The organism is Ekhidna sp., assembly GCF_964218185.1.
GTDB lineage: Bacteria > Bacteroidota > Bacteroidia > Cytophagales > Cyclobacteriaceae > Ekhidna.
Genome location: NZ_CAXPLV010000008.1, coordinates 559,129 through 579,207, shown reverse-complemented (window position 1 = coordinate 579,207; position 20,079 = coordinate 559,129). Strand labels below are relative to the sequence as shown.

Annotated in this window: 19 protein-coding genes; 11 read left to right on the top strand and 8 right to left on the bottom strand. The window is 42.1% G+C overall.

Annotated features, from left to right (window positions below):
- Window positions 1-4: 4 nt before the first annotated feature.
- A complete protein-coding gene (locus ACEQZT_RS15370) occupies window positions 5-628 on the top strand; it encodes a DUF2306 domain-containing protein (RefSeq protein ID WP_370090343.1) in 624 nt (207 codons plus the stop codon).
- Here ACEQZT_RS15370 and ACEQZT_RS15365 read toward each other — a convergent pair.
- Window positions 611-739: a hypothetical protein gene (locus ACEQZT_RS15365; protein WP_370090342.1), complete on the bottom strand. Its 129-nt coding sequence runs from the start codon at window positions 737-739 to the stop codon at window positions 611-613. The two genes, ACEQZT_RS15370 and ACEQZT_RS15365, sit on opposite strands and share 18 nt — an antisense overlap.
- Window positions 740-802: 63 nt before the next feature.
- Here ACEQZT_RS15365 and ACEQZT_RS15360 point away from each other — a divergent pair, with 63 nt between their 5' ends.
- Entirely contained in the window at window positions 803-1,945 is a 1,143-nt protein-coding gene (locus tag ACEQZT_RS15360; protein WP_370090341.1) for a 5-(carboxyamino)imidazole ribonucleotide synthase, read from the top strand.
- Complete coding sequence (gene purE, locus ACEQZT_RS15355) at window positions 1,945-2,436, top strand: 5-(carboxyamino)imidazole ribonucleotide mutase (RefSeq protein ID WP_370090340.1); 492 nt, start codon at window positions 1,945-1,947, stop codon at window positions 2,434-2,436. Before ACEQZT_RS15360 ends, purE begins: the two co-directional genes overlap by 1 nt.
- Before the next feature lies 1 nt (window position 2,437).
- Here purE and ACEQZT_RS15350 read toward each other — a convergent pair whose 3' ends face one another.
- The 4 genes from ACEQZT_RS15350 to ACEQZT_RS15335 form a co-directional block, all read right to left on the bottom strand.
- Entirely contained in the window at window positions 2,438-3,424 is a 987-nt protein-coding gene (locus ACEQZT_RS15350; protein WP_370090339.1) for a TerC family protein, read from the bottom strand.
- Window positions 3,425-3,530: 106 nt separating this feature from the next.
- Window positions 3,531-5,012: a sodium:proton antiporter gene (locus ACEQZT_RS15345; protein WP_370090338.1), complete on the bottom strand. Its 1,482-nt coding sequence runs from the start codon at window positions 5,010-5,012 to the stop codon at window positions 3,531-3,533.
- A 65-nt stretch (window positions 5,013-5,077) separates the two neighbouring features.
- On the bottom strand, window positions 5,078-6,310 hold the full coding sequence (locus tag ACEQZT_RS15340; protein WP_370090337.1) for a Glu/Leu/Phe/Val dehydrogenase dimerization domain-containing protein: 1,233 nt from the start codon (window positions 6,308-6,310) through the stop codon (window positions 5,078-5,080).
- Between the two features lie 38 nt (window positions 6,311-6,348).
- Entirely contained in the window at window positions 6,349-7,389 is a 1,041-nt protein-coding gene (locus ACEQZT_RS15335; protein ID WP_370090336.1) for an anhydro-N-acetylmuramic acid kinase, read from the bottom strand.
- A gap of 15 nt (window positions 7,390-7,404) precedes the next feature.
- Between ACEQZT_RS15335 and ACEQZT_RS15330 the strand changes: the two genes are divergently transcribed.
- The 8 genes from ACEQZT_RS15330 to ACEQZT_RS15295 are packed head-to-tail and all read left to right on the top strand — an operon-like array spanning window position 7,405 to window position 14,265.
- A complete protein-coding gene (locus ACEQZT_RS15330) occupies window positions 7,405-8,118 on the top strand; it encodes a type III pantothenate kinase (RefSeq protein ID WP_370090335.1) in 714 nt (237 codons plus the stop codon).
- Window positions 8,115-9,359, top strand: a complete 1,245-nt coding sequence (locus ACEQZT_RS15325) for a hypothetical protein (RefSeq protein WP_370090334.1) — start codon at window positions 8,115-8,117, stop codon at window positions 9,357-9,359. Before ACEQZT_RS15330 ends, ACEQZT_RS15325 begins: the two co-directional genes overlap by 4 nt.
- A 13-nt stretch (window positions 9,360-9,372) precedes the next feature.
- Window positions 9,373-10,692 (top strand): hypothetical protein, encoded by a 1,320-nt coding sequence (locus tag ACEQZT_RS15320; protein ID WP_370090333.1) that lies wholly within the window; start codon window positions 9,373-9,375, stop codon window positions 10,690-10,692.
- Window positions 10,670-11,311 (top strand): LPS export ABC transporter periplasmic protein LptC, encoded by a 642-nt coding sequence (gene lptC, locus ACEQZT_RS15315; RefSeq protein ID WP_370090332.1) that lies wholly within the window; start codon window positions 10,670-10,672, stop codon window positions 11,309-11,311. Before ACEQZT_RS15320 ends, lptC begins: the two co-directional genes overlap by 23 nt.
- Window positions 11,311-11,532 (top strand): hypothetical protein, encoded by a 222-nt coding sequence (locus ACEQZT_RS15310; protein WP_370090331.1) that lies wholly within the window; start codon window positions 11,311-11,313, stop codon window positions 11,530-11,532. The genes lptC and ACEQZT_RS15310 overlap by 1 nt, the downstream gene beginning before the upstream one ends.
- On the top strand, window positions 11,525-12,808 hold the full coding sequence (locus tag ACEQZT_RS15305) for a hemolysin family protein (RefSeq protein WP_370090330.1): 1,284 nt from the start codon (window positions 11,525-11,527) through the stop codon (window positions 12,806-12,808). Before ACEQZT_RS15310 ends, ACEQZT_RS15305 begins: the two co-directional genes overlap by 8 nt.
- Window positions 12,809-13,813 carry a 1-acyl-sn-glycerol-3-phosphate acyltransferase gene (locus ACEQZT_RS15300; RefSeq protein ID WP_370090329.1) on the top strand — a complete coding sequence of 335 codons (1,005 nt, stop codon included), beginning with the start codon at window positions 12,809-12,811 and terminating at the stop codon, window positions 13,811-13,813. It begins immediately after the preceding gene.
- Window positions 13,810-14,265, top strand: coding sequence for a GNAT family N-acetyltransferase (locus ACEQZT_RS15295; protein WP_370090328.1), 456 nt, complete (start codon window positions 13,810-13,812; stop codon window positions 14,263-14,265). Before ACEQZT_RS15300 ends, ACEQZT_RS15295 begins: the two co-directional genes overlap by 4 nt.
- Here ACEQZT_RS15295 and ACEQZT_RS15290 read toward each other — a convergent pair.
- The 3 genes from ACEQZT_RS15290 to htpG form a co-directional block, all read right to left on the bottom strand.
- Complete coding sequence (locus ACEQZT_RS15290) at window positions 14,262-15,113, bottom strand: toxin-antitoxin system YwqK family antitoxin (RefSeq protein ID WP_370090327.1); 852 nt, start codon at window positions 15,111-15,113, stop codon at window positions 14,262-14,264. The two genes, ACEQZT_RS15295 and ACEQZT_RS15290, sit on opposite strands and share 4 nt — an antisense overlap.
- Window positions 15,114-15,137: 24 nt before the next feature.
- Window positions 15,138-17,702, bottom strand: a complete 2,565-nt coding sequence (locus ACEQZT_RS15285) for a M14 metallopeptidase family protein (RefSeq protein ID WP_370090326.1) — start codon at window positions 17,700-17,702, stop codon at window positions 15,138-15,140.
- A gap of 414 nt (window positions 17,703-18,116) precedes the next feature.
- Window positions 18,117-20,006: a molecular chaperone HtpG gene (gene htpG, locus ACEQZT_RS15280; protein ID WP_370090325.1), complete on the bottom strand. Its 1,890-nt coding sequence runs from the start codon at window positions 20,004-20,006 to the stop codon at window positions 18,117-18,119.
- Window positions 20,007-20,079 lie beyond the last annotated feature (73 nt).

Sequence of the window (20,079 nt, the reverse complement as noted above, 5' to 3'; positions counted from 1 at the left end):
AATCATGAAAACCAGACCTATAATAAAGCTTCGAAATGGTGTTTATGGCTTTTTCTGTATTGGGGTGGCTATGTATGCACTTTCACATTTGTTTCGTGAAGATTTCTATTCGTTCAAAACCAATGGAATATCAGATGTATTTACCTGGAGAGCAGCTTTTCATATGCACTTTATAGGAGGAGCGGTGGCGTTAGGGCTTGGCTGGACACAATTTCTAAAAAACTTCAGGGCGAAACATTTGAGTACGCATCGTTTACTTGGCTATGTTTATTTTGTTTCAATCGTCATGGTTAGTGCTCCGGGAGCATTTTACTTAGCCTACTATGCCAATGGTGGCTTTAACAATGTGCTTGGTTTTGGAATGATGGCTGTGTGCTGGTTTGCGTTTACGATTATAGCTTTCATTAGAGTCAAAAATCGAGATATAGATGCTCATGAGCGATGGATGATTCGGAGCTTCGCAGTGACCTTAGGTGCTGTCACACTTAGAATATTTATGCCTTTGATGATTATATCGGGAATCCCAGAAACAGAGGCCTATCAGGCCATTGCGTGGTTTTGTTGGGTGCCAAATTTGTTCGTAGCAGAATGGATCATTCAAAAGAAGTACTTATCCTCCGCAACCTAGAAAGCGCTTAAAATCGATATCCTCAGGGAAGCCACCTTTATCCAGGCTCTCCTCTTTTTCTTTAGGCTTTGATTCCTCGGTTTCTTTTTTGACCTTTTTCTTTTTTCCCACATTTAAATATACGCCGACCGTAGAAAAATAATTCCAAATGAAGGAGTGACTTATCTTTGCGGCATGCCTCAAAAAGACATTACTGACCTGAAGATTGGCGTGCTGGGTGGTGGACAGCTCGGCCGCATGATGATCCAGTCTGCCATCAATTACAATCTGGATATATCTATTTTAGACCCTGATGAAAATGCGCCTTGCGCACACCTTGTAAAAGATTTTTCAGTCGGCAAACTCACGGATGAAGAAGGGGTTTATGAATGGGGTAAGCAGTTTGATTTAATCACTATTGAAATTGAGAATGTGAGTGTAGCTGCCCTAAAAAGACTTCAATCGGAGGGTGTCAAAGTTTTTCCTCAACCAGAAATCATCGAGTTGATTCAGGATAAGCGCAAGCAAAAGACATTTTACAAGGCAAATAGAATTCCAACAGCTGATTTTGTGCTGACAGAGAATGCGGCTGATGTCGCCAATTATACCGAAATGCTACCGGCGGTCAACAAGCTGGGAACAGAGGGGTATGATGGAAGAGGTGTGCAAGTGATTAGGACTGAAAACGATTTGAGAAAGGCTTTTGATAAACCCGGACTTCTTGAAAAGCTGGTGGACTTTGAAAAGGAGCTGAGTGTGGTGGTAGCAAGAAATGAGAATGGAGAGATGGCCAGCTTTCCAGTAGTTGAGCTTTCGTATCACCCGGAACAAAATCTCGTAGAGTTTCTATTTGCACCTGCACAAATTTCAAATGAAGTGGAGAAGAAGGCCTATAAGTTGGCTGAAGATGTAATTGAAAAGCTGGATATGGTGGGGCTTCTGGCAGTGGAGATGTTTTTGACGAAAGATGGAAACCTGCTGGTAAACGAAGTTGCCCCTCGCACTCACAATTCAGGGCATCACACCATTGAAGCAAATCATACATCTCAATTTGAACAGCACCTACGCGCAATCTTGAATATGCCCCTCGGATCAACAGAGCTTGTTTCACCTGCGGCAATGGTCAACCTGCTCGGCGAGGATGGATACACTGGAAATGCTCAGTATGAAGGAATGGAAGAATGCATGGGCATGAAGGGAGTTTATGTGCATCTTTATGGAAAGAAATTGACCAAGCCTTTTCGGAAGATGGGGCATGTAACGATCACGGATCAGTCTATCGAAAACCTGAAGACAAAAGCGAGACAGGTAAAAGAAACACTAAAAGTAAAAGCATAATGGCATCACCAAAAGTTGGAATTATCATGGGAAGTAAGTCGGATCTTCCTATCATGCAGCAAGCGGCCGAAATCCTTGATGAACTCGGTGTATCTTATGAACTCACGATTGTTTCGGCACATCGTACCCCACATCGAATGATAGATTACGCAGAAAATGCTCGTGACAAAGGACTCCAGGTGATTATTGCGGGAGCAGGAGGAGCGGCTCACTTGCCAGGTATGGTGGCGTCACTAACAACCCTTCCGGTAATTGGCGTTCCGATCAAATCTTCAAACTCAATAGATGGGTGGGACTCGATTCTGTCCATTCTTCAGATGCCAGGTGGAATTCCTGTAGCCACAGTTGCCTTGGATGGAGCAAAAAATGCAGGAATTTTGGGCGCAGAGATTATTGGAGCGACGGATATCCAGGTTGCTGAAAAGCTACAACAATACAAAAACAGCCTCAGAGATAAGGTGATGGAGAGTGTAAAAAGCCTGGAAAAGTAAATTACTCCTCCGAAGGAAGCTTCTCCTCAATTATTTCCTCAGGTGTTTCTTCCTTCGGGAACATAAGCGATAAAACTATAGCCAATACCAGTGCTCCAATAATCACACTGAATGATAGAAAAATTGGGATGTGAAGATCAAATATCTCCGCGAGCATTTTCGCACCAATGAAAATCAGCACGACAGAAAGCCCTTTCTGCAAGAGATAAAACTTATCCAACACGTTTGCCAGAAGGAAAAACATGGCTCTTAGTCCCATTACTGCGAAAATATTAGACGTATAAATCACAAACTCATTTTGAGTAATAGCGAAGGCTGCAGGAATTGAATCCACAGCGAAGATCAAGTCAGTAGACTCGATAAGGATAATCACCAAGAATAGTGGAGTGAAGAGTAATTTGCCATTTTCTCTAAGCCAAAATTTCCCTCCCTTATCGGTAGTGCTCATCGGAAGCACCTTCTTAGCTGCTTTAAGCAATGGGTTTTTTTCAGGCTCCAGTTCCATGTCCTCATCTTCACCAAAAAGCTTGATGCCAGAGTACACAAGAAAAACTCCAAATACATACAAAATCCAATGGAACTCTGCAATGAGCAACGCACCAACAAAGATGAATACAGCCCGGAAAACGATAGCTCCTAAAATCCCCCAGAAAAGGATGTTGTGATAATACTCCTCTTTTACTTTGAAGTAACGGAGTATTAAAAGGATTACGAAAATATTGTCAACTGAAAGCGCTTTCTCAGTAACATAAGCAGAGAAAAACTCAAGTGTAGCTGCCGAACCTTCACCATAGAAATAGATCAACATGCCATATCCTACCGATACAAGCACCCAGAAAATGGACTGTTGAAGCGCCTCTTTTTGAGAAACCTTCTGATGTTTTTTGTGAAAAACACCGAGATCGACAATTAAGAAAAGTACGATTATTACCCCAAAAACTCCAAAGAGTAGTCCTTCATTTTGTCCTGTAAATAAGTTCAGCAACATTATTTTGGGTGATTAATATTATTAGGGGCGCAATTCAAATTAACTAATTAACCGCAAATAAAGAAAAATTTATTCGATATAAGTCTAATCCTTATAGGCATAAAAGTTAGTGCCCCATGAAGAATATGAGCCAGATGATGATAAGCACTGGCAAAAGGATAGGAATTGAATACTTGACGATGTAAGAAAAGAATGATGGCATTTTGATACCTACCTGCTCTGCAATTGATTTCACCATGAAGTTAGGACCATTGCCAATGTAAGTAAATGCCCCGAAGAAAACAGCACCAAGCGAAATAGCCATCAAGTCGAGGAGCGAGTCTTTGTATTCATTGTTAGCAAACGCGATTACTTCTTGCATTTTATTTACATCAGCGCCTACGCTAGCCATTGAGGCTGTAAGGAAGTTGACATAGGTGGGGGCATTATCTAAGAAGCCACTTAATAAGCCAGTCCCCCAGTAAAGTGTACTTGGACCAATCAAAGCTTCACCTTTAGGTGACTGAGCGAACTCACTGACTAGCTCTAGCGCAGGCATCATAGTGAAGAATATCCCGATAAATAAGAAGGCCACTTCACGGATAGGCTCGAAGCTAAATTCATTGCCCTGAATAGCCTGGAGATCGGAAAGCTGATAAGAACCAAAAGCTGCCAGCAGCATAATGATCTCCCGGATGTATGAGAACTTCATGCCATCGTAATGAATTGCCGGAACCCATTCGAAAACATTTGGGTCAAGGAACACCGCGCCAACAACAACTGCCAACCACAAGAAATTTCGCTTACCGGTCAAGGCCACTTTTCCCGTTGGAGGCTCCTCTTCTTCATCATCACCTCTCATCAATGCATAGTTTGATTTGTTTCTAATATCATACAGGTAGAAGAAAACAAGTAAAAGGACGCAAGCGATAGCCCATGGCACCAGGTTGTGAATGATCGTCCACTCAAATGGAATTCCCTTCAGGAAACCAAGGAAAAGAGGAGGATCACCAATCGGAGTTAACGAACCACCAACATTGCTAACTATGAAAATGAAGAAAACGATGTGATAAGGCTTTATTCTGTTTTTGTTTAGCCGAATAAATGGCCGAATCAATAGCATGGAAGCACCAGTTGTACCAATGATGTTGGCGATTACAGCTCCGATTGCCAAAATGATCACATTTGTCAACGGTCTTGCATCTTTGTCTACAATAATCAGAATACCACCAGAGGCCACAAATAGCCCTGTAAGTAGCGCAATAAATTGAATGTATTCTGCTGCGGAATGTACCGGACTATGCTGATTGTGCAGAACGAATAAATAGTACGTACAGACCAGAAAAGCCAGAATTATTGAAATTGCCGGGTAGCTTTTATGCCAAAAGTGAGGATAAAAAAGCGGACCTGTTGCAATCATGATAAGGAGCAGGAGGAAAGGAATTACACTCCAAAGAGGAGGGGTGGCAGACTCGTGCCCACCTTCTTCCACATCATGTCCCATAGTCTGATGGGTTTCTTGTTGCGCTTCCACCTGCAGAGTATCGTTGGCATTAGCCACCACGATTACGGACATAAATAAAAAGGCAACAAGAATTCTAGCGATCATGCTTAGGCGTTACTGATTAATAATAAAGTTATCATTAGCGCAGACAAAAACAAACCTATTAAAAATCAAACAAGCTTATTTAAAGAAATAGTAAAGGCGGTTTCAGCAAGGTTTACACGGGTGCTATTCTCTTTGTAAACCGCTTGAAGTGCATCGCCTATGGTTTTGGAGCAGTCATTAAAAATGTCAGCATCCGTTAAAACATCGTCGTTATTCGGATCCATCAGGAAGGCAAAAGTTCTGGCCATTCCACAGTTAGCGATGAAGTCAGGAAGCAATGACACTTTTTTGTCAACAAACTCCGCAATAGGTCCATAGAAAATTTCTTTATCACTAAATGGCACATTTGCTCCGCAAGAAACAACTTCGAGGCTATTGTTGATCATTGCCTCAGACTGATCTTTAGATACCAATCTGGAAGCTGCTGCAGGAATGAAAATTTCTGCACCCATCGACCAGATTTCTTCATTGATTTTATCGAATGGGATAAGATCATCGGCTACAAGTTTATTTCCTTCCTTGTCGTGAAATAGTTTTTTGATTTCATCAAGCGTAAATCCATCAGGATTCATCAGTCCACCCACACGGTCAATAATTCCGACAATCTTCACTCCGTACTTAGCCAAGTAAAGTGCAGCGGTAGATCCTACATTCCCCCAGCCTTGGATGATGGCTCGTTTCTCACCAATATTACCACCCCATATTTGGTAATAATGTCTCACCGCTTCTGCCACTCCATATCCTGTGATCATATCGGCAACAACATATTTTTTAGGTGAGTCCGGTATGTATTCCTGATCTTCAAGAACCTTTGAAACTCCTTGTCTCAGCCTGCCAAGCATATGAATTTTTGTTGGCTTGCGAGGGTTGTAATGACCATTTACAATCCCTTCCTGCGGATGCCAAAGTCCAAAATCTTCTGTGATAGGGATTACTTCGTGGATTTCATCAACGTTCAAGTCACCGCCAGTTCCGTAATAATTTTTAAGCAAAGGATACACGGCATGATACCACCTTTTAAGCACTCCTTCTTTTCGTGGATCATTCGGATCAAAGTTGATGCCCGATTTTGCGCCACCTATTTGAGGGCCTGAAACTGTGAACTTGATCTCCATTGTTTTGGCCAGCGACTCTACTTCTCTCTTGTCTAAACCTACGCGCATACGCGTACCGCCACCGGCTGCACCACCTCTCAGGGAGTTGATGACTACCCATCCTTGAGCGTCTGTTTCAGAGTCTGACCATTCAAAAACTATTTCAGGGGTCTTGTCTTCGAATTTTTTTAGGAGATCTTTCATAGTTATTGCTTAGTAATTTGAGGGCGCAAATCTAATCATTAAGGAAGATGAATCACACCTGAAGAAGAGTCTTTGCTAGCTCCCGTGACAGAAGAAAGTGTATTTATTTCATTACGAAACTTTTTCAAAGCCAAGAATGCAAAGACCAAAGATTCCTTGAATAAAATCAAATCTTTTTCAGGAATAATAACTTCCCAGTCTTTTAAACATTCTTTAATTGAATCTACTAAAAAATGGTTCAGTGCGCCACCACCAGTTATGAGTATTTTGCCTGGATCTACAGCCCTTAGATTTAAGGAAATCTGCTCGGCGATTATTTGAGAATAGGTTTTTAAACCGTCCAAGGGGTTGATGGTATCTAATATTTCTTTTGAGATAAAGTTATTGGGTAGGGACTTTGGTGGTGATTGTGAGAAATAGGGGAGCTTAGAAAGCTCTGAATAAAAGTCCTGATCAATTTTTCCTGATCTGGCTAAGGCTCCTCCCTCATCAAATGGCTTTCCTAATTTTTCAGCAAAAAAGTTCAGTACCTGATTGCAAGGGCAAATATCCCATGCCGTTTGGTTTTTCTTCAATGAAATATTAGCAATTCCCCCGAGGTTTAGGCAGGCATCATACTCCTGAAAAAGTAAAAAATCGCCCAGGGGGACTAGTGGAGCACCCTCTCCTCCTAGTTTCACATCCAAGCTTCTGAAATCTGTGACTGCTAGAATGTTAGTTTTTTTTGTGATGATTCTCCCATCACCAAGTTGCCAGCTAATGCCGTCTTCGGGTTTATGGATCACCGTATGCCCATGAATTCCCAGTAGATCCACTTTATTAATGCCTGATTTGAATTCATTTATTCGTTCCGCAATCCATAACCCAAAATCCACATCAAGTTCTTGTTGTTTCTTTAGATCGATTGAAGGGGATGTCTTGAGTCGTTCGAAAAGCGCAGGATCGTATGGAAAGGTTGTGGCCTTTTCAACCTCAAAAGTCCATTCATCCTGCTCTTGGCTAAATGTGACATGCGCCAAGTCCAGCCCATCCATAGAGGAGCCTGCCATCCCACCTATTATGGAATACCTCGATTTCATTTCCTTTGTACAATCATGAGTGAAAAGTTAGAGGTTATATTGGTTGATGTAGGCAACAGTTCAATTAAAACAACGGAGGTTGTGAATGGTGAATTCATCAACACAAAAATATGGGAGGATATTTCACAGGTAGAAAATTATTATGAAGGAACTGCACTAATGATTTCCTCTGTTAGAAACCTGCCATCAAGTCTATTGGATAATAAAAATGCGAAGGTGCTTTCGCATCTGACTCCAATGCCTATTACGATTGATTATACTACTCCTGAGACGCTTGGTCCTGATCGGATTGCTGCCGCGGTGGGAGCAATTGAGCTATTTCCTAATAAGGACAATTTGATTATTGACGTTGGTACTTGCATGACCATAGACTTCATCGACAAATCCACGGTGTTTAGAGGAGGTATTATTTCCCCGGGACTAAAAATGCGAATGAAATCAATGGCTCATTATACAGATAAGTTGCCGGATATTTCTGATGAAATTCAGGATATGAACTCACCAGCACTTGGAAAAAGCACAAAGGAGTGTCTCTTTAGCGGATCATTTTGGGGGATGATCCACGAGATTAATGGCGTTATAAAGACAATAGAGCAAGATTTCACAAGTCTTAACACGATATTAACAGGAGGAGACGCTCATTTCTTTGAATCCAATCTAAAAGCTCACATCTTTGCTGGCTCAAAAATTGTGCAGAAGGGATTATACCGAATTTGGAAGCATCAATGAAAAGGATTTTAGCAGGGTTTGCCTGTATTATTTTATTAGGACAACATGTTCAGGCACAGTCGATCTATTCATTCCAGGGACTAGGAAGTCTAAATCATCAGGGAATGCCAAATAATGTGGGTATGGGCGAAGTAGGAATCGGTAGCCCAACGATCTGGCACATAAACACACAAAACCCGGCAAATCTTATTTACAACACATTTAGCACATTTCAGGTAGGGCTGGAAGTAGACAGGAGACAGTTTTCAGGCGAGGACATCTCCGGTTCAGCCACTGATGGGGGGTTAAGGTTTCTCGGATATGCTTTCCCAATTATGCCGGGGAAATGGTCTTCATCCTTTGGTATTTTACCATATAGCTCTGTGAGCTACAATACCTTTTCAGAAGGGGAGATACCAGGGACAGATGATATGGTCTTTCAAATTTCAGATAACAGAGGCGAGGGAGGTCTAACTAATTTCTTTTGGGCCAATGGATTCAAGATTAAGAATAAACTATTGGTTGGGGTACGAACCACCTACACATTCGGATCAATTGAAAAAAATTCTACAATTTCTATAGGAGGAGATGATGTGCCAGTAAGCAACGTGACCTACAGAGAGTTTGAATCATATTCAGATTTGAATTTTCTTTTTGGTTTAGGATACAGGCATAAGTTGAATGATGAAACATTTTTGAATTTTGGTGCAATCTACTCGCCCAAAAGCCCATTAAACGGGTCTTCAGAATTGTCATTGATTCGAGTTGCAAATTCTGGAGCAGAAATAGAAGTTATCCCAGTAAGAGAGGGGAATATTGATTTTGATCTTCCTGGTCAATTAGGATTTGGCTTCTCTTATGAAAAGTTAAATGACTTCAAAATAGGATTTGACATAGAGTCTCATAGCTGGAGTAGTGCTGGAAATGAGTCGCAGACGTACAATGATGGATTCAAATTCGCGGTGGGAGCCGATTGGGTTCCGGATTACAATGATGTCAACTCCTACTGGAAGAGAGCGAAGTATTCGGCAGGGTTTAACTATTACAAACTTCCTTATATCGTAAATAATCAGGCACTTACTGATTTTGGTATTAATTTTGGTGCCTCTTTACCAGTAAGTGGTTTTTCCAGTTTGGACTTAGCCTTTAAATGGGGCCAGCTTGGAGAATCTTCTAACGGGTTAATTAAGGAAACCTATTATAAGGTTGTTATAGGAGCAACCATAAATGATAGATGGTTTATAAAAAGAAAGTATGACTAGCAAAAAGTGAGTTATGAAGACGATAAATAAAATACTTGCAGTAGCATTTTTCCTATCAATCACTGTTGGTGCAAATGCTCAAAATGGATGGAATTGGGGTGAGCAGGTGGATGTAGCCAAAGAAAAAAATGTGCTATATACAGATGCATTTAAGGCTAAAAATTACAAAGCAGCCTTACCACCTTTAAACTGGCTATTGACCAACACTCCTGATCTAAATCCGTCGATTTATATCAATGGAGCTAAAATCTATGAAGAGCTAGCAGAGAAAGAAAAAGATGCTGCAAAGAAGGAAGAGTACATCCAAAAAGGTCTGGATCTTCATGATAAGCGTATGGAGGTGTATCCTGAAGATAAAGCTGATATCATAGATAGAAAAGCTACCTATGGCTACAAGTTCTATGGAAAGGATCAGGATAAATATCCTTACCTCTACGAATTATATACTCAAGCTTTTGAAGCAAATGGAGCAGACATGAATAGTGGTAATCTTGTTGCCTACATGCTAGTCGTTTACAAGCACAGAATTACTGGTGGTCCATTGAGTGATGAGGATGTAATCAACCTTTATTCATCAATCTCTGAAGCGCTAAATGAGCAGAAAAGCCGAGTGACAGGCGATCAGAAGAAAAAGTATGATAAGATGCTTGATCAGGTAGATAAAATTTTGACAGCTACTAAAGTTGAGATCAGCTGTGATTTTGTAGAAGAGAAACTTGGACCAAAACTTGGAAAAGGTGATGATCTAAACATGGCTAAGAAAATCTTTGGATTGATGCTAGCTGGAAAATGTTTGGATAGCCCGCTGGCTCTTAAGGCAGCAGGAATTGTGCAAGAAGGTGAGCCAACGTTTGGTGTAGCAAAGTTTATGGCACAGAAAAATGCCCAAGATGGAAATGATGACAAAGCAATTGAGTTATTTCAGGAGGCAGCCAGCCTGACTGACGACAATGCAGAAAAAGCTGACATGTATGTGAATGTTGCTCGTATTCAAATGAAGAACGGCCAGAAATCGACTGCTAGAAATAGCGCAAGAAGAGCACTTTCTTTCGATCCATCATTCTCTGATGCTTATAAGGTTATTGGTGATCTATATATGGGAAGCTTCAACGACTGCAAGCAAGAGCAGAGCCAGGTTCAGGATAGAGCGGTATTCATAGCCGCGTACAACGAATATAGAAAAGCTGGCAACTCAGCTGCAATGGCAGCTGCAAAGGCACAGTTCCCTTCCATTGAAGACATCTTCAACGAAGGAAAAGAGGAAGGTCAATCGATCACGATAGGATGTTGGATAAACACTACAGTAACTCTTGAGCGAAGACCTGCTAACTAATATCACAACGAAGAAAAATATAATTGCGGCCTGGAAGCATTTTTCAGGTCGCTTTTTGATTTTGGGGCTTTTGCTGACAATACTCTCATGCAATCAGCGAAAGGACCTGATTGACCAACCTCTGTACGAGGGCCCCTTATCATCTATGGATAGTGCAGTCACTCTGCTGAGTGATTCTGCAATCATTGTGATGAAGATGAGCTTCTCCAAGCAAAATAATTTTGAGAATGGAGATCGTGAGTGGCCTGAGGGGTTTCACATCGATTGGTTCAATTCCAGAGGCCAGGTAACCAGCTACTTTAAGGCCAATTACGTATACTTTACTAAGTCTGAAAACCTATATCGTGCAGAAGGAAACGTAGTTGTGAGAAGCAATAGTAAGAAGGATGAGCTAAATACGGAAGAGCTTTATTGGGATCAATCGGGAGAAAAATTTTACACAGAAAAGTTCGTGACAATTATATCTGATGATGAAGTGCATACGGGAGAGGGCATGGAATCTAACCAGGACTTCACGGAATACCGTATACTAAAACCTAGCGGCACATTTACAATGGAAGATAATCCCAATAGGCCTCCGCAGAGGGAAATTCCATTGAAACCAGCTTACCGAGATTAATGAGACAGTTTGACGTTATACTTTTTGTTTTAGTCTTCGTTACCTTCATAATTGGCATTGATCAGGCTATCGTAGTGGGGTTGGCAGAGTCTTACTGGATTTTTATGTTTAGTCTGGCACTCTTATTTTTATATGGTTATCGCAAGGGTCAGAGACAGGCCCGCGAAAAGGAAGAGCAAAAATCTTCTTCAAAACAAAAAAAGAAGCGAAAGCATGGATGATCCATTCCCCTATTTGATCATACTCCTCTGTTTGTTCTTTTCAGCGTTTTTTTCAGGAATGGAAATTGCGTTTGTATCGGCAGATAAGCTTCATATTGAAGTTTTGAAGAAGAAAGGAACACTAGCCGGCAGAATCCTTGCTCTTTTTACTGGAAATCAATCTCAGTTTCTGGCCACCATGCTTGTTGGGAATAACATTGCACTGGTTCTCTACGGAATTTTTATGGCCAGTTTACTTGAGCCGGTGGTAGTCTCTATGTTGCCAGATGCCCTCGCCACCGATGTGATTGTTCTTGTAATTCAATCAATTATTTCAACTTCACTCGTCCTGTTGACCGCTGAGTTTCTTCCGAAAAGCCTGTTTCTTATCAACCCTGATTTTTCTCTTCGACTATTTGCTATCCCTATGGGAGGAGTATATTTTCTGATGTATCCTTTTGTTTATTTGGTGGTAAAAATCTCAGCTCTCTTTATATGGATGTTTGGCTATAAACTCTCAGATGAGAAACCAGTGTTTGGCCTGACTGACCTAAATAACTACATCAAAAACAACATCTTAAACATCAAAGATGAAGAGGAGGCGGAGATAGATGCCAAGATTTTCAACAATGCCATTGAGTTCAAAACCATTAAGGTGAGGGAATGTATGATCCCGAGAACGGAGATTGTCGCAGTAGATGTGACGGATTCTATTGAAGAACTGAAAAATCATTTTGTAGAAAGTGGTCACTCTAAGATTCTTGTCTATAAAGAATCGATCGATGATGTAATAGGTTATTGTCACACACTGGAGCTTTTCAAGAAGCCTGAGGATATTAAATCCATCCTCACCGAGATTCCAATCGTGCCAGAGACGATGCTGGCTAACGAGCTTCTGATACAGTTCATCACAGAGCGAAAAAGTCTGGCACTAGTGGTAGATGAATACGGAGGTACTTCAGGCCTTGTGAGTATCGAGGATGTTATAGAGGAAATATTTGGGGAGATTAGAGATGAGCATGATGATGAGTACCTCACCGAACAACAGCTTGATGAGCATAATTTTATTTTTAGCGCGCGACACGAAATTGATTACCTAAATGATCGATACGAACTTTCACTTCCTGAAGGTGAATATGACACTCTAGGTGGACTGATTTTCGCTTTTCACGAAGATATACCTGAAGTGAACGAAGTGATCGAGATTCCTCCTTTCATCATCACCATCTTTACGATGGAGGAGAATCGTATTGATAAAGTAAAACTAACTCTCATCAATACTGAAGAGCTTGTTTAGATGACTTCCTTCTATTCTTTTTTTAGAGTTTTAATCAAGTTTGCGCTTCGTTTTTACTTTAAAAAAATCCGCATCGAAGGATTGGAGAATATTCCCAGAGATACCCCACTTCTCATCACTCCCAATCATCAAAATGCATTAATCGATCCACTGCTTGTGGGAGCATTCGCCCCGATACCCATCCATTATTTAACTCGTTCGGATGTTTTTAAATGGTGGTTAAAACCTCTGCTAAAGCGAGTGAACATGATGCCGATTTATCGGATCAGGGATGGATATGCCAAGCTTTCATTGAATGATCAGGTTTTCTCCTCATGTAAGGAAGTCTTTAAGAAAAATGGCTCGGTACTGATTTTTGCAGAGGGCAATCATGGAAAGGAATATTTTTTGCGACCCCTGACAAAAGGAGCCGCGCGTCTGGCGCTTCAATCTGAAGAAGTACTAGGGAATGGCCTCATGGTACTCCCTGTAGGCCTCAACTATTTTGATCATCAGAAATCCAACTCGGTAGTCTTGATGAAGTTCGGAGAGCCTATTCCAGTGGCTAACTATCTGGAAACCTATAAGTCCAACTCGACAAAAGGGCTCATCGAGATGCGAGAGGGTATAAGCCAGGGGATGAAGGAAGTGTTAGTTATTCCTGAAGAGGATACAGATTATGAGACAAGAAAGGAGAAAATCTTTCAACCAAAGCATGAAAATCTTTCATTCAAAGAGTTGAGAAATATGGATGTTTCTACGGTTTCTTTGGAAAAAGCAAGGCGCTCGCGCCATTGGTTAGCAAAAATTTTAAATCCATTGCCGTTTTTGATTATACATACGATGATAAGCCGGGTAGACGATGTGGTGTTTTATTCCACACTCAAATTCGGTATTGGTCTTTTTGCTTTCCCACTTTGGTGGCTGCTCATCTTTTCAATTTTAAGTATGACTGTGGGAATTAATATTGCCCTCCTTGCAGTTATAGTGATGATCTCTGGACTTTTCTACAGCTACCAACAATGATCGAAATAGTCAACTTTCAAACTAATCATGCTCAAGCTTTCAAGGAACTCAATGAAGCATGGATCAAGCAGTATTTTGAAATCGAAGAATCAGATAGAAAAATGTTGAATGATCCGCAGGGCTATATTCTCGATAAGGGAGGAGCAATACTTATCGCTGAGCTGAGCGGAAAACCGATTGGTACATGCGCACTTGTCAAGATGGAAGATCGAAAGTTTGAGCTGGCGAAAATGGCTGTGTCACCGGAGGCGCGCGGACAGAAAATTGGCTGGAAAATAGGTCTGGCTACCATCGAAAAAGCTAAGGAACTTGGAGCGGACACAATTTACCTTGAGACGAACAGTGTCTTAGAGCCGGCTATTAATCTGTACAAGAAACTCGGCTTTCAGGATGCTGAAGGCTATTGTTCTCCATATGCTCGCTGCAATGTGCAGATGGAGATGAAACTTTAGCGCTGACCTTTTAGGAATTTAGCACGATCGTAGATTAATGTTCCTTTATCATCCCACTCTCGTGAGATGTGAGGATTGAATTTAAAATCGAATGGATCTTTGGGGTAGACCACCTCTCGCTTCACTCGACCACCATCGTAGTACTCTCTCCACATATCTACTTTATGACCAAACTTATAATTTCCGCGTACAGCTAAAGAACCATCCTCATGAAACGCCCAATACTCTCCATTTTTCTCTCCGAAATGAACAGGGATTACCTCTCTTAGCTTTGTTTTCTTAAAATCATAGTAGGCCAGCTTCGACTCTTGCGGCCAGCCTTTCCACCAGTAGGCTTTTTCTTGTAGGATGTCATGACGGTTAAACTTTACCCACCTTCGGTGCTTCATGCCTTTGTAGTACCAGCCTTCTTCCAGTACCTGATCACCAAGCATTTTTTTGTATGGTCCATGAAGCACTCCGGCGTTCTTTTTATCCACCCGGAGCGAATTCATGATTTTCTTTTTCTTGTAATCGTACCAATAAAAATCAGCGGCATACTCAGGTGGCCCTTCATAATCTTTCAGTACATTGAATATTTCAAAAACCACATCATTTCCAAATCCTGTTCGGGTGAAGGCTTTGCGTGTCTTAAGTCCAAAAAAGACATTTCGCTTCTTTTTTTTCTTCTTCTGCTTGACCGGACCGACCTCAGCATCCTCCCCTTTTTCAGCTTCTAAATCCAACGTGAGCGGTGTGTCATAGTCTACTTTGAAGAGACTCTCCAGCGACTCATTGTCTTGAGAAAATGCAGAAAGCCCCATGAAAATGAGGCTAACTGTTAATATTGACTTGATCTGAACTTTCATCCAGTTGTTATTTCATTTTTTAAATCACTCACCAGCACCACGGCTGATCGATTCTCCAAAAAACAACGCATTCATAAAGATTTTATTGGTACCATACCAAAATGCCCTGAAGTTTGGATTGTCTGCCAAGGTAATCACTTTTCCGCGACCTACATTGGATACAGTCACTGCAGGTGAATTTTTAAAGCGTTCCAGATTCTCCTCAGAAACGTAACCTGACAACAGTGGGCTTTCGGTATAAACAAATGGATTGGCGTAAGCGTTCTTCGACTTCTCCATCACCAGATTGTGATTTCGGAATAGCGGCATTCGATCGCTCTCCATTCCATACGCTAATGGGTGAGTTAAATCCACTTTGGCCTCAAAGATCGACCCGCCTGTCACCTGTGCTCCCCGTGTGGCATCCAGATTTTCATAGGCTTTAAATTCTTCTTTTTTCTTGTCGTCATCATCGTCGTTGGTCGCATACTTCACACTGGTGATCTCTGCATCACTCAGCCATTTGCCTCCATTCTTCCAGGCTATCACCACGCCCCCCTGAGAGATCCACTCTTTCAGGTTTTTCTTTTGAGAATCGCTCAATGAGCCCCACATGTGAGGGATTATGATTCGATTGTATCTGGACAAGTCTCTGGAAAGACGATCTACAGGAAGTTTAGTCACCTTCATTTTGTAACGCTGATCCAGCAGGTGCCAAACCTCTCCTGCCTCATAGCTGCTCACACCGCCCTCTACCAGTACGGCAATTTTGGGCTCTTTCATGGTGGTGTTGCTCGTACTTCCCAGATCCACTCCTGATCTTGCAAGGCCAGTTTTGAGCGCATAAACATTTACGCCATCTTCTTTCACGATGGTGTCTATGATTTGCTCGATCCATGCTCGCTTATTTTCCTGTACGCCTACCGGAATAATCATCGTACCACGAGGATAGGTTCTGGTTCCGTCATTGTGGGTCTCGTGTAGCATTTGAACTACCACTTTTTTGCTCAGCAATCGGTTGATCGCTCTGAAGCTTAGGTATCCGTAGGGCTCGATGGCATAGGCATAAGCTCCTTTATCCCCAACCAGCTGTGCGGAAGGAGCCGAAGGATAATCCACCTTTTCGCCGAGCATGCCTGTGTTAAAGTCTTTGCTGCCCAGCTCTGCATAGGGCAGGTTAAATGCGAGCGGCATGGTCCAGGTAGAAACATCATAAAAAAGGCTGTCTGTGAATGTGGTCCGTGTTTCAAAAATCGCTTTAGCCAGACGATACTGACTCTGATTCATCGGTACGATGTAGCCATTCCCTGATGAAAACTGCTTTCCATTTTTGCTGATGGAATTTTTTATTTCATAAACATCGATCTCATGCTGCACCAGCATTTTAGCTAGCTCATAGTTTCTCACCTGATCTTTGGCCGAGCCAAACACATAAGCTTTCACACCATCCCTTGAAGCCAGATTTGAAGCTCCCTGATAGAATTCTCTTTGGTAATCCAAAAATTCTTTGCGGTGAGCAATGCCTGAAGCCAGCGTGGAAAGCGAAGCGGTGAAGTGATTTCTGACAGCCATAGGGAATGTCAAAATGCCGTAATCATTTTCCTGCGCATGACCTCTGGAGCTGGCCTGCTCAAACAAAATACCTACGCTACCATTTACATCAGGATAGGTAGACCCCTTGCCAATGTAGAAATCATCGAAGCTTTCTTCGCTATAATAGAGTGAGCCAATTTCATCCAGATACTTGGCGTGGAAGGCAGCCATTTTGTGTGTCAGCTCGACGTTTTTATCTGGAGTCCATGGGAATTTTCTGGAAGGAATACCCGGCTGAAAAAAGAAGGTAGAGTTCGTACCCATCTCATGGTGATCGGTCAGGATATTTGGTTTCCAATCATGGAACCGAGCAATGCGCCCCCTCGATTCAGGATGCTGAAGAGGAAGCCAGTCTCTGTTTAGATCAAACCAGTAGTGATTGGTACGCCCGCCTGGCCATGCTTCATCATACTCTCGGTCGTTTGGATCGGGATTGATTACGTGCGCACGGTGCATATTTACCCAGGATGAAAAGCGGTGCAGCCCATCCGGGTTGAAAGAAGGGTCAAGGATGATGATGGAGTTTTCCAACATCTCATCAATTTCTGCTCCGATAGCGGCCGCCAGGTAGTAGGCAGTGATGAGTGAAGCATTCGAACCACTGGCTTCATTTCCATGAACGGAGTAGCCCAGCCACATCACGATAGGCATCTCATCCGTATTCATGGAGCCGGAAGTGGAGGGATCAGTGAGTTTCTTATGGTCAGCTTTGATCTGATCCAGATTGGCAAGATTGGGAGGTGAGGAAACCGTGATTTGCACCAAAGGACGTCCTTCATAGGTTCGTCCAATCTCTTCGATGATCATACGGTCTGAAGCCTCGGCAACCGCTCTCATGTAATACAGTAGTTGGTCATGGCTTACATGCCACTCTCCGGGATGGTAGCCCAGCACCTCATAAGGAGTGGGGATGTCAGGGTTATAAGAGAACCCGTCAGGGAGGTAATAGCTCATGTCTACCTGCGCGGAGGACCAGAATGATAGGGTGGTTAAAAGTAAAGTGAGGTGCTTCTTCATATCTTGGATTTTTTAGGATGACTAATCTAAGAAAATGAAGAGGTAGAAAAAAGCAGGGTTTGATGGGTGGTTTTTTTTCGCCTGAACAGTACTGAGTAAGACGGGAAAATATTTTTTTAAAGGAATCAGTACGGTGTGGAGCTAAAAAGAAATTTTTTTGAGAAATCAGAGTTGCGAGAAGAAAATCAGTAAAAATTTTGAATACTCGTCGTTGCGAGAAGAAAATTTGAGTTTTTTTCGAGTTATCAGTGCTGCGAGGCACAAAAAAGATTTTTTTCAGAGTTCTACAGCTGTTTTAGAACAATAAATAAAAAACCCACTCAACCGAGTGGGTTTTTTATATGTCATGTTGAGCTTGTCCAAACATAGACATTTGAATGGTCGCCCTCCGACAGGCTCAGGATGACTTCAAATTTAAGCTAAGCTCAACTCCACGCTTCGGTTCACAAAGTCTGTCAGGTCTTTGCCTTCCAACATGCCTTGAGAAAGAAGTGCCAGATCGTAAGCCTGCTTTGCAAGTCTTTGCTTTGCTTCATCTGAGTCAGCCTCCAGAATTTTCTTAGTCATCGCATGGTTGGCATTCACTGCCACTGATAAAGTCATCGGCATATCGCCAAACATCATAGGACCGCCACCGGTCGCCTGCATGTCTTTCATCCTGCGGATAAACTCCGGCAAGGTGATTGTCACCGGCAGGTCATCAGTCGCCATGGGCTGTACGGCCACACTGTTGTTTTTATTGTTTATCGCCTTCTCAAAGATCTCTTTGATGGTCTCTTGCTCTTTATCAGAAAGTACAGATTCCTTCTTCTCATCTTTGTCAATCAGCTTATCGATCACATCGGCATCCACACGCTGAAGCTGAAGCTTGTCATTTTTCTGCTCCATGTGGCTGATGAAGTGACTATCGATTGGTCCACTTAGCTCTATCACATCATAGCTGCGCTTCTTAGCGGTCTCTATGTAACTGTGCTGCTTGTCCTTGTTTGTCGTGTAAAGCGCCACCACATTTTTATCCTTGTTGGTCTGGTTTGCCTCGATGTGTTTTTTGTACTCCTCAATCGTGAAGTACTTTCCATCCAGGTTCTTAACCAAAGCAAAATCTTTCGCTTTCTCGTCGAACTTCTCTTCGGAGATCATGCCGTACTTCACGAAAACACCAATATCTTCCCACTTCGCCTCGTATCCTTTTCGGTCGTTTTTGAAAAGCTCACCCAGCTTATCTGCTACCTTTTTAGTGATGTAGCCGTTGATCTTCTTCACGTTGGAATCTGATTGTAGGTAGCTTCGAGATACGTTCAAAGGAATGTCCGGAGAGTCGATTACCCCGTGTAACAGCTGAAGGAATTCTGGCACGATATCCTTCACCTCATCGGTGATAAACACCTGACGGGAGAATAGCTGAATCTTATTTTTCTGCAGGTCGAAATCCTTTTTCAACTTAGGGAAATACAGCACCCCGGTCAGGTTAAAAGGATAGTCTACATTCAGGTGAATCCAGAAAAGCGGATCTTCACTGAACGGATACAGCGATTTGTAGAAAGCGAGGTAATCCTCATCTTTCAAATCGCTTGGAGATTTAGTCCAGATCGGGTCGGTATCGTTGATGATGTTGTCAACCTTTTCCGTTTTGTATTTTGTCTTGCCATCCTTGTCTTTACCATCCTCTACCTGTTTGTCTTTTTGCCCAAACTTGATTGGGATAGGTAAGAACTTTGAATATTTGTCAAGGATGCCCTGCAGCCTGTGTTCGTTTAGGAATTCCTCCGAATCATCTGCTACATGGAGAATGATGTCTGTTCCACGAGTTTTTCTGGTTCCTTTTTTGATTTCAAAATCGGTTTCACCTGTACAGATCCACTTTGCAGATTCTGCTCCTTCCTGATGAGAGAGTGTATTGATCTCCACTTTCTTGGCTACCATAAATGCGGAATAAAATCCAAGACCGAAGTGACCGATGATCTGCTGATTGTCAGCTTTGTCTTTGTATTTCTCCACAAACTCGGTAGCCCCTGAAAAGGCGATCTGGTTGATGTACTTCTTGATCTCATCAGCTGTCATTCCGATACCATTATCAGAGACAGTGATGGTTTTTTTCTTTTCGTCAAATGACACTTCGACAGTGAGGTTGCCCAGCTCACCGGTGTATTCACCAAGGGAAGCCAGCTGCTTGATTTTTTGTGACGCATCTACTGCGTTGGATACCAACTCACGTAAAAAGATTTCGTGATCGGAATAAAGGAATTTTTTAATGATCGGAAATATATTTTCCGTGTGTATTGAGATTGTGCCTTTCTCTGCCATCGTCTGTTTACAATTTTTGGTTGTTATACAGAGGCGCTAAACTCAAATTCTATTCCAGAGGAAGAAAACTGAC